This window comes from Helicobacter pylori, assembly GCF_003636935.1.
GTDB classification, from domain to species: Bacteria; Campylobacterota; Campylobacteria; order Campylobacterales; family Helicobacteraceae; genus Helicobacter; species Helicobacter pylori_CH.
Map to the genome: position 1 here is coordinate 19,755 of NZ_MVVH01000007.1, position 14,372 is coordinate 34,126.

Here is a 14,372-nt window from a genome sequence, read left to right on the forward strand (position 1 = left end):
CCCATATAAACCCATACCCATATAAACCCTTTTTGGGGATTTTTGCGTCTTGTTTAGATTTTAGTTTTTAATTTTTAATTTTAAAGGATTGATGATGGTTTTATGTGCACAGACGAATTTTGTGGAGTTTTTAGAACAGGTTTTAGAAGTTTTAAAAGAAGTGGAGATCGATAAAACAGAATGCTCTACTCTTTTAGAAAGCATTCAAAAACAACAGCTTGTGATACCCGTTGTGGGGAATTTCAGTGCAGGCAAAAGCACGCTATTAAACCGCTTTTTAGGCAGTAGCGTTTTGCCTACCGGTATCACGCCAGAGACTTCTTTAGCCACTGAGTTGCACTATAGCACTAATGAACGCATAGAAGCTTTTTCAAACAATGATGAAAAAGCAGAGAGTTTTGAACTGAATGAGCAAAGTTTTGAAGCGATTAAAGACAATGCCATGAAGTATTCCTACCTTAAGGTTTATTTGAATAATGAAGCTTTGAAAACAGTGCTTCCTTTAGTGTTTGTGGATATGCCCGGGTTTGATAGCCCCATTTCAAGCCACACCCATGCCATTTTGGAATATTTAGAAAGGGGCGTGCATTTTGTCATCCTCACAAGCGTAGAAGAGGGCAACCTTACTAAACGCATGGTTAGGGAATTGAAAAACCTTTTAGAGTTTGACAAAGGCCTTAGCTTTATTTTGAGTAAAACGGATTTAAGAACGGCTTCGCAAGTGGGAGAAATCTCTCACTACATTCAAGATCAAATCCAGGATCACCTTGATTTGACAACGCATCTTATTTATTCCAATAAAGACAATAACGCTCTTTTAGAGGTAGCGGATAAAATAGACGCTGAAAAGCTTTTTAGCGCTTTGTATTTGAAACGATTGAAGTTTTTAAATTCCCAGTTACAAAACAGCCTAAAAAGCGTGATTAAAAGCTTTGATTATTCTAAAGAAAAGGCGTTAGAAGAAATACAAGCTTTGGATTTGAGCGTTAAAGACATTGAAAAAACCTATGAAAAATTAAGGGCTAATTTAGAAGAAGAATATTCTAGCGTGGCTGTGGGATCGGTGGTTAAAAAAGTAGTAGAAGAGGTCAGGGAGCAAAAATCCTATTTAGCCTCTTTAACCAACAAGCCTAACGAGTTCAATAGCGAAATAGAAAGCATCATGCAGCAAAGCTTGATCAAAAACGCTAAATTAGAGATTGAAAAGATCAACCTTTCTTTTTCAAAAGATTTTTGTGCGGAATTTGCAAGCTTGAACAACACGCAGCTTTCTAGCGGTTTTTCTGTGAATTTAGAGCATAGCCTTGAATTAGGGATCAACGCCTTAAGCGTGATTTTATCCAAGAACCCGGTTACAAGACCCTTCGCGCTGATCTTACAAGGGTTAAAACCTCTTTTAAAAGAATTATTGATCCTATTGCCCAATATCATCGCTTCATTCTTTAGAAACGAGGAAAAAGAGAGGGCGAAATTAGAAAATCTGATTGAAGTTAAAGTGATACCAGAGGTTCAATACAATCTTAAAAAAGTTTTACCGGGCTTGTTTAATGAATGCTTGGAAAATTCCCTAAAAGGTTTAAAAGATCGGTGCGAATTAGAAATCACGCATAAAAAACAAGAAATCGCGCTCGCTCAAAAGGAAAAAGAAAAACACCTTAACGATTTAGAAAATCAAAAACAAATCTTAGAAAACAAGATCAACGCTTTAAGCGATTTAGAACAACAATATTTAAAGGATTAAAATGAACGCGCAAGAACTCATCAAAAAAAGCGCTTTAGTTGAAAAAACGCTACAAGAACAAGGCTTGCAAGAAAGAGCTAGGCCTTTTATCAGCGAAAACGCTGTGATCAAAACCGAAGAGTTAGAGAAAACGCTAAAAGAAATACAGGCTGAAGATAGGGATCTTAAAGTCGGTATCATCGGACGCGTGAAAGCGGGCAAAAGCTCGCTTCTAAACGCTTTGATTTTTGAGGGTGTAGAGGTTTTACCCAAAGCGGCAACGCCCATGACGGCTAGCCTTACCATTTTAAAATACGCCGAGACCCTGAGCGCTGAAGTGGAGTTTTATAGCCCAAAGGATATTGCAGAGCTTGAAAACGAATATGAACGGTATGTAAGGGAGTTTAACAGGATTGTTGGAGAAGAAGTCAACAAACAAAAAGAAAAACAGAGTCTTTCAAACAGGGCTAAAGAGGGATTTAAGAGTTTGGGCAACAAGTTTAGCGGAAACAAAAGCCATGAAGAAGCGCCCAAAGAGAGGGTTTTAAGCGATGAAGAAATCAACAAAAGGGCCGAAAGGATCGCTAAAAACGAGTTAGAAAAGGATGCGAGACTCGTTTCATCACACGATCAATGCGAAAGAATGAAAAAAAGCGGATCGCCCAACACGGAAAAATTGGATCCGCGCATTCAAGCCAATAATTTAGAAGAGCTGAATCAAAAATTGCTCCAATTCGTGGGCGCGGACGGGAAGTATATGCCCTACACTAAAGCGGTGCAAATTTCTTTGAATAACCCCAATCTTAAAGATTTGGAAGTGATTGACACCCCAGGAGTGAATGATCCGATCGCTTCTAGGGAAGAACGCACCAAAGCCTTATTGAAAGATTGCGATGTGGTGTTTATTGTAAGCCCTTCTGGTCAGTTTTTAACGGATAGCGATATGGATTTGTTTGATAGGGTTTCTAATAAAGAAGGCCTTCAAGAAATTTATTTTGTGGCAAGCCAAGCCGACGGTGCTGTTCTTTCTATGAGTGAAGTGGAAAAATCCAACCAACACCTCCCTACAGCCTTAGAAAACGCGCAAAAAGTCCTTTCATCTCAATTAAATAGCATTATGGGAGCGTTGATTCAAAACTACCCTAACCAACGAGGGATTTTTGAAAAAGCGATCAAAAATGGCGTCATTCTGGCTTCAGGGGTTTGCTTTAGCATGTATAAGGATTTCAACAACCAAGCTTCTTGGGAAAGCAACCAAAAAACAGAAGAGTATCACAATGCCTTACGGAATTTAAAAGATTTTTACCCTGACGCTTTTAATAGCGATGATAAGTCTAAAGAAAGCTTATTGTTTTTAAGCAATATGGGCGCGATTGAAGAGCGTTTAGAAAAAGCCGCTCAAAGGAAAGAAGAGATCATTTCTCAAAAATTGCAAGATTATGCACAAAAACAAGCGAACAACCTCCATAAATTGATAGCGCAGCTGTTGCAAGATTTGGAAGATGAAAAAAAGAGGGTTAAAAACGCTGATATGGGCGTGATTAAAAAGCAAATAAAGGCTTATGAAAACCTCTCTGGTAAAATTGAAACGGATTTTAGGGAGGCGTATGAAGAATTTATTGTGCATTTCATCAAAAACATTAGAGATGGCTTGAATGAAACCTTAACGAAAGCTATCCAAACGGCTAAGGTGGGCGCTCAAAAAGAAGAGGAAGAAGAGCGTTATATTGAAAGAGTGAAGCAAGGCGGTACTTGGGGGAGCTTTAAAAGGAATTTTTTATTTTGGGCTGATGATGATGCGGGCTATGATGAAGTGATTCGCACAAGAGCAGTCATTAAAGCCGGAGCAGTGCTTGATTATTTAATAGAGATGCATGAACGCTGCGAAAATGCTTTGAATGACAGCGTTAAATCTTTTAAAATCAATTTTAAAAAAGAACTCTACGCTAAAGTCTTTCCTGTCTTGCGTCAAATAATCGGTGATGATGATTTGATTGATGAGATGGCTTTCAAAAAAAGCGTGATGGCTGTTTTAGATTCCATTGAATTTAAAGAGTTTGATTACACTGATAAGCTTCCTAGCGAGATAGGGGGGAAAACGGGTGAGTTAAAAGGCGATGGAGCCGTTCAATTCATAAAAAGTGTGGGAACGCATGTGAGAGGTTTTGGGACTGAGACTAAAAACGATGTGAAAAAATACTGTGCTTATTTAGAAGAGAATCTAAAAAAACAAGATTTTGCTAATGGGGTGCTTTCAAAGCTTAAAAAAGACATGCAAAACTTGCACAATCAAGTGCAAAACAAAGAACAATCCATCGCTCAATTAGACGCGCAAATCAAGGCTTTAAAAGGGATTCAATGAGCGTTAATTTTTTTAATGACAAATTTAGCAGGGCTGAAAACCACCACAATACAGAGGGTTTAAAAGAACGCTACGATTTAATCGCTCGTATTTTAAACGCCAAAACAAACAATGAAAGGCTAGAAGAATACCAGAGCGTCTTGGATAACGAGTTTTTAGAGTTCGCTAGCGGCGTGGATTCGCTCAAAGAAAAGGAAATAGCGTTACTGATGCTCCAAGAAATCCAAAAAGAATTGCAATTGGTAGCGAGCTACCCTAGTTTGTTCCAAAAAACCATCGTTGCGGTGGGGGGAGGGTTTAGCGCGGGCAAATCCACTTTTTTAAACAACTTGTTGGGTTTGAAATTAAAACTCCCTGAAGACATGAATCCCACCACAGCCATCCCCACTTATTGCTTAAAAGGTAAAAAAGAAGTTTTAATGGGGTTTTCTCAAAATGGAGGCATGGTGGAATTGCCCCATCTCACTTTTGACCATCAGTTTTTAGAATCCCTTGGTTTTAATTTAAAAGAAATCATGCCTTCCATGCTTTTGAGCGCTCCTAGCGTGCCTTTTGAATTTTTATGTTTCATAGACACGCCTGGCTATAACCCCGGCAATCAAGGCTATACGGGTGGGGACAAAGAAGCCTCTAAAGAATCCCTAAAGCACGCTAAACACATTTTATGGCTTGTTAGTTGCGAGCGTGGGGGTATTGAAAGCGATGATTTAGAGTTTTTGCAAGAATTATACGAAGAAGAGGGCAAGCAGGTTTTTATCGTATTGAGTAGGGCTGATAGGCGTACCAAAAGCCAATTAGAAGAAGTCGCTAAACAAATTAGAGAAACTTTAAAAGATCATGGCATTGAGTTTTTAGGGATTTGCGCTTACAGCGCTACAAGGTATCAAGAATATAAAGAATTCAGCGAAAAAAGCAAAGTTTTTGACTCGCTTGAGGAATTTCTAATGAAGTTGAATCAAAGGAGCGAGAAACAAAACGAAATTTTAGGGTATTTATACGAGGTGCATTCCATGTATGAAAAGGCTATTGAGCAAGACGCTAACCGATTCAAACGCTACCAAAAGGCTTTGCATTCTGTCAAATTGGATTTATTGCAAAAGGGCTTTGATGATTTCAACGATGACACTTTTAATAAAATGGAATCGCTCAAAAAAGAATTTTCCGAGCAAGAGCAATCTAAAAGAGAGAATTTAGCGCAACTCAACGGAGTGATTGACTTGTTTAAAGAAAGTATTGATAAGGTTTTTGATCGTGTGAGCGCTTTCACTTTTGAAAAATACAAAGAACAAAACGACGACGAAGAGGACGACGAAGCAAACTACAGAGAGTTTGAAGAAATCAAAGAAATGGCGCTATATTTTAGGGATCGCTTTAAACGATGAGGAGCTTCAAAACGATTTGCGAAAGTGGAGGAGAACAAAACGGCGGTGATCTAGATCGGAGCGTGAAAGAGATTTCTGATTTAAACTACCTTATTTTTAATCAAAGACAGCGTTTTGATTGTAAGGGCTATTTTAAACTTATTATTGTAAAATGGTGAGTTTTATAATCAATGAGATTAGGAATTTAATGGAAATTGCAGTATTTGGTGGCGGGGCATGGGGGAGGGCTTTGGCCTTTGCTTTTGGAGAAAAGAATGAAGTCAAAATCATTTCAAGGCGCGATTTAAACGAGCCGTTAAAAAAGCTCAATGACGCTTTGATTTCTAAAGGTTCTGCCCCCATAGAGCAAGTGGATTTACAAAGAGGCTTAAAAGCCGCACTCTATGTGATCGCTATCAGCGTGCAGCATCTAAGGGAATGGTTTCAAAACGCTTCTTTACCCAAAAACGCTAAGGTTTTAATCGCTTCTAAAGGGATAGAGGTTTTAAACAGGGCGTTTGTGAGCGAGATTGCAAAGGATTTTATCGATCCTAATTCTTTGTGTTTTTTAGCGGGCCCGAGTTTTGCGGCTGAAATCATTCAAGGCCTGCCTTGCGCGCTCGTCATTCATTCCAATAATCAGGCTTTAGCGCTAGAATTTGCCAATAAAACCCCCTCTTTTATCAGAGCCTACGCCCAACAAGACATCATAGGGGGTGAAATCGCTGGGGCGTATAAAAACGTGATAGCCATTGCGGGGGGGGTTTGTGATGGCTTGAAATTAGGCAATAGCGCTAAAGCGAGTTTATTGTCTCGTGGTTTAGTGGAAATGCAACGCTTTGGGGCGTTCTTTGGGGGCAAGACAGAGACTTTTTTAGGGCTTTCTGGGGCTGGGGATTTGTTTTTAACCGCTAATTCTATTTTATCTAGGAATTATCGTGTGGGTTTGGGGCTAGCCCAAAACAAGCCTTTAGAGGTGGTTTTAGAAGAATTGGGCGAAGTGGCTGAAGGGGTGAAAACGACCAACGCCATTGTGGAAATCGCTAGAAAATACGGCATTTATACGCCCATTGCGAGCGAATTAGCCTTGCTTTTAAAGGGTAAGAGTGTGCTAGAGAGCATGAACGATTTGATCAGACGCGCTTAAAAGGAAAGAGAGCATGCAAGATTTTTCAAGTTTATTATTAAAATTACAAGAGTATTGGAAAGATCAAGGCTGTTTGGTGATCCAGCCTTATGATATTCCTGCAGGAGCGGGGACATTCCATCCGGCCACGCTTTTAAGGAGTTTGGATAAAAAGCCGTGGAATGTCGCGTATGTCGCGCCCTCTAGAAGGCCTACTGATGGGCGCTATGGGGAAAACCCTAACCGCTTGGGGAGTTATTACCAATTCCAAGTAGTCATCAAGCCAAGCCCTTCTAATATCCAAGAATTGTATTTAAAAAGCTTAGAAGTGTTAGGGATAAACCTTAATGAGCATGATATACGATTTGTAGAAGACAATTGGGAGAGTCCGACTTTAGGGGCGTGGGGGCTTGGCTGGGAAGTGTGGCTTGATGGCATGGAAGTTACGCAATTCACTTATTTCCAGCAAGTGGGGGGCATTCCTTGCAGCCCTATCCCTGTGGAAATCACTTACGGCTTGGAAAGATTAGCCATGTATGTCCAAAAAGTGGAAAATATTTTAGAGATTGAATGGGCTAAAAAGGATAATGAAAGCGTGCGTTATGCGCAAGTGCATTTGGAAAGCGAATACCAATTCAGCAAGTATCATTTTGAAGTGGCGAGCGTAACAAGGCTATTAGAAATGTTTAAAAACGCCCAAGTCGAAGCCTTGCATTGCTTAAAAAACAAGCTCCCCTTACCGGCTTATGATTTGGTGATGCTATGCTCGCATTTTTTCAATATTTTAGACGCCAGAAAAGCGATTTCGGTGGCTGAAAGGCAAAATTATATTTTACAAATCAGGGATTTAGCCAAAGGGTGTGCCATTCTTTATAAAGAGCAAGAAGAAGAGAGGGAAGAGCGTTTAAAAAACGCTCTCTCAAAGGCTTAAAATGGCGTTAGTCAAGGAAGTGTTGGAAGTTTTAGGGCGTGTTTCGCCTTTTGAACTCCAAGAATCGTGGGATAATAGTGGGTTGAATGTGGGGAGTGAAAACCATGAGTTTAGCGAGATTGTCGCATGCTTAGAAATCACGCTTCAAATCGCTCTAAACGCTCCCAAAAACGCCCTAATCATCACGCACCACCCTTTAATTTTCAAGCCCTTAAAAACGCTTAATGATGAGGCTTATCCGGGGAATATTTTAAAAATCCTAATCCAAAAAAACATTTCAGTCATTAGCATGCACACGAATTTTGACAAAACGCATTTAAACAAGCATTTCGCGCACGCGCTTTTAGGGTTTGATGGCTTGATGGAAAAAGGCCTTATGTTAGTGAAAGAAAACGCTAATACAGAATTTGATACGCTTGTAGAAAGGATTAAATCTTCTTTAGGGGTGGGATCCTTGGCGTGTGTCAAAAGTTCTCCAATCATTAAAGATGTAGCGTTTGTGTGCGGATCGGGGGCGTCCATGTTCTCTTCTTTAAAAGCGCAAAGCTGTTTGGTTACAGGCGATGTGAAATACCATGACGCCATGATCGCTCAATCTTTAGGGATAAGCTTGATTGACGCCACGCATTATTATAGCGAAAGGGGTTTTGCACTCATTGTGGCTGAAATTTTGCATTCTTTTAATTATTTGGTTACAATAGAGAATTTTAAAAACCCCTTGCAAATCATTTAAAGGAAAGCGATGAACACCCATCTCAAACAATTGATTGAAATTTCGCATTTGGATAAAGAAATTGACTCCTTAGAGCCGTTGATCAGAGAAAAACGAAAAGACTTGGATAAAGCCTTGAATGATAAAGAAGCTAAAAATAAAGCGATTTTGAATTTAGAAGAGGAAAAATTAGCCCTAAAATTACAGGTTTCTAAAAACGAGCAAACCCTACAAGACACGAACGCTAAAATCGCCAGTATCCAAAAGAAAATGAGCGAGATCAAATCCGAAAGGGAATTGCGCTCTTTAAACATTGAAGAAGATATTGCTAAAGAGCGATCCAACCAAGCCAACAGAGAAATTGAAAACCTGCAAAATGAAATCAAACATAAAAGCGAAAAACAAGAGGATTTGAAAAAAGAAATGCTAGAGCTTGAAAAATTAGCGCTGGAATTGGAAAATTTGGTGGAAAACGAAGTCAAAAACATCAAAGAAACCCAACAGATCATCTTTAAAAAGAAAGAAGAACTTGTGGAAAAAACCGAGCCTAAAATCTATAGCTTTTATGAAAGGATTAGAAGATGGGCGAAAAACACGAGCATTGTAACGATCAAAAAACAGGCTTGTGGGGGTTGTTTTATTAGATTGAACGATAAGATTTATACTGAAGTGCTAACGAGTGGGGATATGATCACTTGCCCGTATTGCGGGCGTATTTTATACGCTGAGGGCGCGTATGAAAGTAACGCTCAACCTCCAAAAGAAAGCCAACAAAAAGAAAGCCAAGAATCCGTTTGATTGTTTAAGTTTTTCTACCTTTTATTGTTAACTTTGGGGCATCTTTTTTGTGTGCCTTTCATCTTGCTTTTGAGTTTTAAGGAAAAATACCGCCATTCTTTAAAGGCTCGTTTTTTTCTCAAAGACAATCTTTTAAAAAGCGAGCCGATTTTTTGGTTCCATGCATGCTCTTATGGGGAGGTCAAATCCTTAGAGCCGATCATTCAAGCTTTAAAAGAGCCGATTTTAATCAGCGTTACCACTAATACCGGGTTTGAATTAGCCGCTCAAACTTATCAGCATTCTCAACACATAGAAGTACGTTACCTGCCTTTTGAAACCCTATTATTTGCATGGAAAAAAAACTTAAAACGCTTAAAAACTTTGGTGGTTACAGAAGCGGAATTGTGGTTTAATGTGTTTGATACGGCTCAAAAATTAGGGGCAAAAACCATGCTCATTAACGCTCGCATCAGCGTCCGTTCTTACCCTAAGTACCAGCGTTTTTCTTTCTTTTATGCGCTTTTATTCAAACGCATTGATTTGATTTTGACGCAAAGCAAGGACGATAAAAAGCGCTTATTGAATCTAGGGGCTAAAAAAGTGGTGGATTTTTTGAATATCAAGCGTTTTTCAAAGCCTGTGATCACTTCGTTTTACCCTAAAAACCCAAGCGCTTTAAACATTGTTTTAGCCAGCACGCATGAGGGCGAGGAGGAATTAGGGTTAAAAGCGTTTTTAGAATTGAAAAAGACTTTTAAAAATGCAAGACTGATTGTCGTGCCGCGCCACCCTGAGCGTTTTAAAAGCGTGCAGAATTTGTTGCAAGATGCTTTAAAAACGACTCGTTTTAGTTTAGAGTGTTTTTCTTCAAAGGGTTTTGTGGAATGCGATATTTTGCTAGTGGATAGCTTGGGGGAATTGAATAACTTCTATGCGATCGCTGATATTGTCATTTTAGGGGGTTCGTTTGTCAAAATGGGGGGGCATAACCCTTTAGAGCCGGCGTTTTTTAATGCGCGCCTAATCACAGGGGAGCATCTTTTCAACCAGGTAGCGTTGTTTGAATTAATCAAGCCTTATAAAATCGTTCAAAAAGAGGATTTGTTAGACGCTCTTTTAGATTACAAAAATTTAGGCGTGGCGCGTTTTTTAGAAAACGGGCATGATTTAAACGAATTGCTCGCCTTCATCAAACATTAAAAAGGATAAACATGGAAAAAGCTTATAAAATATTGAGCGTTCAAGAAAACGTTTCGCATAAAAAAGCCAAAGCTTTGATTGATTTGGGGTTAGTGAGTATAGGAGGGAAGAAATTGATGGTCGCCAGAAAAGAACTCCCTAAAAACACGCGCTTTAGCGTCCAAAAAATTGAAAAACCCAGCGTGATTTTTGAAGATGAAAACGTTCTAGCCCTTTTTAAACCCCCCTTTATAGAGAGCTATGATTTGGTTTCTTTTTTCAAAGGTTGGGTTTTGTTGCACCGCTTGGATAAAGAAACAAGCGGGGTGGTTTTATTGGTGAAAGAAAATTCAGAATTCCACTTAAAAGCTAAAAAGGCTTTTAAAGACAGGGCGGTTAAAAAAGAATATTTAGCGCTCACTCAAGGCATTATAGAAGAAGAGCGAGAAATCAACGCCCCCATTCTTACCATTAAAACCACTAAAGCTTTCAGTAAAATCTCTAAAAAAGGGCAAGAAGCGGTTACAATCATCACGCCCTTAAAAATCATCAACAAAAAAACCCTTTTAAAAGTGGGAATTAAAACCGGAAGAACCCACCAAATCAGAGTCCATTTAAAGCATATCAACCACCCCATTATAGGCGATACAATCTATGGCGATAGCCAACACTCCGCCAAACGCTTGATGCTCCATGCACATAAAATCGCGCTACTAGGGTATGAATTTGAAGCGATCCCCCCTAAAGAATTTGAATTTTAAGGATTGATCATGAACGCTTGGAATACGATTTATGATCAATTTAACCCTATCGCTTTTAGTCTTGGCAGTATTGAAGTGCATTGGTATGGTTTGGCGTATGCGTGCGCGATTGTTATCGCATTTTACATGGCGTTAAGAATGATCCAAAAAGACCCCAAACGATTCCCCATTGAAAGGAAGGAATTTGAGAGCTATTTTCTATGGGCGGAGCTTGGCATTGTGCTAGGGGCAAGGATAGGATACATTCTTATTTATGAGCCTAATTCCAGCTATTATTTGACGCATTTTTGGCAAATCTTTAACCCTTTTGATAGCCATGGGAATTTTATAGGCATTCGTGGGATGAGCTATCATGGGGGGCTAGTAGGGTTTTTGATCGCTTCGTATCTTTATAGCCGTAAGGATTTGAAAAAGCTTTTGATTTATTTGGATTTGATTGCGATCAGCCTGCCTTTAGGGTATGTTTTTGGGAGGATTGGGAATTTTTTAAATCAGGAGCTTGTGGGGAGGGTTGTCCCCAAAGACAGCCATTTAGGGCAAATCATAGGCATTATGGTGGATAATCAATTGCGTTATCCCAGCCAATTGATTGAAGCGTTTTTAGAAGGGGTTATTGTGTTTTTAATGGTAATGTGGGCTAAGAAACACACCAAAACGCATGGGTTGCTCATTGTGGTTTATGGCTTAGGGTATTCTTTGATGCGCTTTATTGCGGAATTTTACAGAGAGCCGGACAGCCAAATGGGGGTTTATTTTTTGGATTTGAGCATGGGGCAGATTTTAAGCTTACTTATGGTAATTGTTTCGTTAGGGATTTTATTGTATGCTACGAAAAATTCTAAAAAAATAAAGGAAAATCAATGAAATTTTTGGATCAAGAAAAAAGAAGACAATTATTGAATGAGCGCCATTCTTGTAAGATGTTTGATAGCCATTATGAGTTTTCTAGCACAGAATTAGAAGAAATCGCTGAAATCGCCAGACTATCGCCAAGCTCTTACAACACACAGCCATGGCATTTTGTGATGGTTACCAATAAGGATTTAAAAAAACAAATTGCAGCGCACAGATATTTCAATGAAGAAATGATTAAAAGCGCTTCAGCGTTAATGGTGGTATGCTCTTTAAAACCCAGCGAGTTGTTACCACACAGCCACTACATGCAAAACCTTTATCCGGAGTCTTATAAAGTTAGAGTGATCCCCTCTTTTGCTCAAATGCTTGGCGTGAGATTCAACCACAGCATGCAAAAATTAGAAAGCTATATTTTAGAGCAGTGCTATATCGCTGTGGGGCAAATTTGCATGGGCGTGAGCTTAATGGGATTGGATAGTTGCATTATTGGAGGCTTTGATCCTTTAAAAGTGGGCGAGATTTTAGAACAGCGTATCAATAAGCCTAAAATCGCATGCTTGATCGCTTTGGGTAAGAGGGTGGCAGAAGCGAGCCAAAAATCAAGAAAATCAAAGATTGATGCAATTACTTGGTTGTGATTAAACAAAATCAAAAACTTTTTAACTATAATCAAACCTAAATTAAAGTTTAAGGAGTGGCATTTTGTTTAAAAGAATGGTTTTAATCGCTCTTTTAGGGGTGTTTTCAAGCGTTTCATTAAGCGCTAAGAGTCTTTTAAGAGATGATGGGATTTTAGTCTCTGATTTAAAGGGCATGAAATCAGAACTGTCTGATGCTCCTGCTTGGGTTTTTGAAGACCCTAAAGTCCCCTACGAAGAAATGGGCGTGGCGTATATCCCTGTTAATAACAAATATTTAGGGATTGAGCAAGCGACTTTAAACGCTAAATTGAGCTTGATCGTGGTTTTTCATGAAATCATGATGAAGTATAAAAAACGCTTCATGGAGCAATTCCATGAGTCCGAGCAAACGGCTACAAATATCAGCTACGCTGTCTATAATTACCTATCGACTAAGATCCAGGTATCCGACACCTATACGAATTTAAAATCGGAGGTGGCTGTGGTGAAAATCAAGTTAGTGGGTTGCCAGATTGAGCAAATCAAAAGGTATTTAAAAGCGAGCGTTGAAAACCTTAACGATAATGAAATCGCTTATATCGCTAAGGTCGCTCAAAAAGAATTTGGTAGCGTTTGCGCGTTAAGGTAGTTTTATAGCATTCTAGCGAGCATGTTTAAGGCATGCTCTACGCTTTTATTTTGAATGCTTTCTCTGTTCCCTTCAAAAAAGCAGCGATCGATTAGAGCTTGAGATCCTAACTTTTGTGCACCAATATAAATCGTGCCTACAGGATTGGCCTTATTCCCCCCATTAGGGCCAGCCACCCCACTGATCGCCAACGCTAAATCCACTTTAAAATTGAAAAACACGCCTGATAGCATTTCTTTCACGCATTCTTCGCTATAAACCCCAAAGACTTTTAAAGTCGTGGCATTGACTTTCAATAATTCGCGCTTAACCTCTTCATTGTAACACACAACACCCCCCATAAAAACCGCTGAAGCCCCGCTAATGGAAGTGAATGCATGCGATAATAACCCCCCAGAGCAGCTTTCAGCCACCGCCATTTTTAAGCCTAAAGATTTCAAGCGCTCTATTAAAGCGTTTGCGCTTTTTTTGTTGTCGTCTAATTCCACCATATTGGAGTTAAAAAGCGTTTGAAGATAAATTCTCGCTTGTTTGATATTCTCGCCTTTTAATTCAATGCAATCTTCTTTGACTTGAGCGGTAATTTTCAATCGTTTCAATTCTTTTTCAATCAAAATAAAACCGCTCTCATTATCCATATTTAAAAATTTAAATTTCATCTTTAACCTTTCAAAACCCTAAATTCAGCGTGCGCCATAATTCTTCCACTTCTTCTAATTCTAAATCAATCGTGCTTTGAGTGCGAAAAAAGGCTTGGATTTTTTCTAAATCCAGGCTTTTAGCTTTCAAACAAGAGGGGTGCGCTAAAATAAACCCTTGCGCTAGAGCGACAGAATTTTCTAATTTTTTATCGCATAAAAAACAAGAATGGTAACTTTGCAAGCGCCCTTCAAAATTCAAAAGCGTTGCATACATTTCTAAAACCACTCTTAAGGGGTGCTGTTTGGAGAGTTTGCTAGCCCCATCATCTAAAGTGTCAAAATAGATGCTATCCAAAGAATGCACGCCCTCTAAATGTTTGAATAAAAGAGTGCAAAAGCGTTGCCAAAAAAACAAGCGTTCCATTTCTCTTTCCCAAATATAGCCTAAATGCAAAATATTCCTTAACTTGGGTAAAAATTTATCATCGTTTTCTTCTTCAAAATCAATTTTACGCCCCACATTCAGCACGCTATGGCGTTTGCCATAGAAACGATAGAGAGTTTTGAGCTGGTTTTTGGTTAAAACGCGCACGATCAAATCTTCATCTCTTATGCCTTGTGTTTGTAAAAGAAACCCTTGCATCACTACTCTTAAGCTAATTTTGTCTATTATAA

15 protein-coding genes are annotated in these 14,372 nt (G+C 39.1%); 13 read left to right on the forward strand and 2 right to left on the reverse strand.

The features are described from left to right. Nucleotides 1-94: 94 nt before the first annotated feature. The 13 genes from EAL87_RS05375 (at nt 95) to EAL87_RS05435 (ending at nt 13,056) form a co-directional block, all read left to right on the forward strand. The gene (locus EAL87_RS05375; protein ID WP_162972651.1) at nt 95-1,741 is read left to right on the forward strand and encodes a dynamin-like GTPase family protein; all 1,647 of its coding nucleotides are present in this window, start codon (nt 95-97) and stop codon (nt 1,739-1,741) included. 1 nt (nt 1,742) lies between these two features. Continuing rightward, entirely contained in the window at nt 1,743-4,082 is a 2,340-nt protein-coding gene (locus tag EAL87_RS08060; protein WP_162972640.1) for a dynamin family protein, read from the forward strand. After that, nucleotides 4,079-5,464 carry a dynamin family protein gene (locus EAL87_RS05390; protein WP_120913523.1) on the forward strand — a complete coding sequence of 462 codons (1,386 nt, stop codon included), beginning with the start codon at nt 4,079-4,081 and terminating at the stop codon, nt 5,462-5,464. The genes EAL87_RS08060 and EAL87_RS05390 overlap by 4 nt, the downstream gene beginning before the upstream one ends. After that, nucleotides 5,461-5,622: a hypothetical protein gene (locus tag EAL87_RS08065; protein WP_162972631.1), complete on the forward strand. Its 162-nt coding sequence runs from the start codon at nt 5,461-5,463 to the stop codon at nt 5,620-5,622. The genes EAL87_RS05390 and EAL87_RS08065 overlap by 4 nt, the downstream gene beginning before the upstream one ends. Nucleotides 5,623-5,651: 29 nt before the next feature. Beyond that, nucleotides 5,652-6,590 (forward strand): NAD(P)H-dependent glycerol-3-phosphate dehydrogenase, encoded by a 939-nt coding sequence (locus tag EAL87_RS05395; RefSeq protein ID WP_000401705.1) that lies wholly within the window; start codon nt 5,652-5,654, stop codon nt 6,588-6,590. A gap of 13 nt (nt 6,591-6,603) precedes the next feature. Continuing rightward, complete coding sequence (gene glyQ, locus EAL87_RS05400; RefSeq protein WP_120913525.1) at nt 6,604-7,500, forward strand: glycine--tRNA ligase subunit alpha; 897 nt, start codon at nt 6,604-6,606, stop codon at nt 7,498-7,500. A gap of 1 nt (nt 7,501) precedes the next feature. Next, on the forward strand, nt 7,502-8,233 hold the full coding sequence (locus EAL87_RS05405; protein ID WP_120913527.1) for a GTP cyclohydrolase I: 732 nt from the start codon (nt 7,502-7,504) through the stop codon (nt 8,231-8,233). 9 nt (nt 8,234-8,242) lie between these two features. Then, on the forward strand, nt 8,243-9,010 hold the full coding sequence (locus tag EAL87_RS05410; RefSeq protein ID WP_120913529.1) for a zinc ribbon domain-containing protein: 768 nt from the start codon (nt 8,243-8,245) through the stop codon (nt 9,008-9,010). Further along, on the forward strand, nt 9,011-10,192 hold the full coding sequence (gene waaA / locus EAL87_RS05415; protein WP_120913531.1) for a lipid IV(A) 3-deoxy-D-manno-octulosonic acid transferase: 1,182 nt from the start codon (nt 9,011-9,013) through the stop codon (nt 10,190-10,192). Nucleotides 10,193-10,203: 11 nt separating this feature from the next. Then, nucleotides 10,204-10,932 (forward strand): RluA family pseudouridine synthase, encoded by a 729-nt coding sequence (locus EAL87_RS05420; protein ID WP_120913533.1) that lies wholly within the window; start codon nt 10,204-10,206, stop codon nt 10,930-10,932. A 9-nt stretch (nt 10,933-10,941) separates the two neighbouring features. Further along, nucleotides 10,942-11,796, forward strand: coding sequence for a prolipoprotein diacylglyceryl transferase (gene lgt, locus EAL87_RS05425; RefSeq protein WP_120913535.1), 855 nt, complete (start codon nt 10,942-10,944; stop codon nt 11,794-11,796). Beyond that, a complete protein-coding gene (rdxA, locus tag EAL87_RS05430) occupies nt 11,793-12,425 on the forward strand; it encodes an oxygen-insensitive NAD(P)H-dependent oxidoreductase RdxA (protein ID WP_120913537.1) in 633 nt (210 codons plus the stop codon). The genes lgt and rdxA overlap by 4 nt, the downstream gene beginning before the upstream one ends. 64 nt (nt 12,426-12,489) lie before the next feature. Next, complete coding sequence (locus tag EAL87_RS05435) at nt 12,490-13,056, forward strand: hypothetical protein (RefSeq protein WP_120913539.1); 567 nt, start codon at nt 12,490-12,492, stop codon at nt 13,054-13,056. A 2-nt stretch (nt 13,057-13,058) separates the two neighbouring features. Here EAL87_RS05435 and EAL87_RS05440 read toward each other — a convergent pair whose 3' ends face one another. Continuing rightward, the gene (locus tag EAL87_RS05440; protein WP_120913541.1) at nt 13,059-13,715 is read right to left on the reverse strand and encodes a CinA family protein; all 657 of its coding nucleotides are present in this window, start codon (nt 13,713-13,715) and stop codon (nt 13,059-13,061) included. 10 nt (nt 13,716-13,725) lie between these two features. Then, complete coding sequence (recO, locus tag EAL87_RS05445) at nt 13,726-14,340, reverse strand: recombination protein RecO (RefSeq protein ID WP_162972642.1); 615 nt, start codon at nt 14,338-14,340, stop codon at nt 13,726-13,728. Nucleotides 14,341-14,372 lie beyond the last annotated feature (32 nt).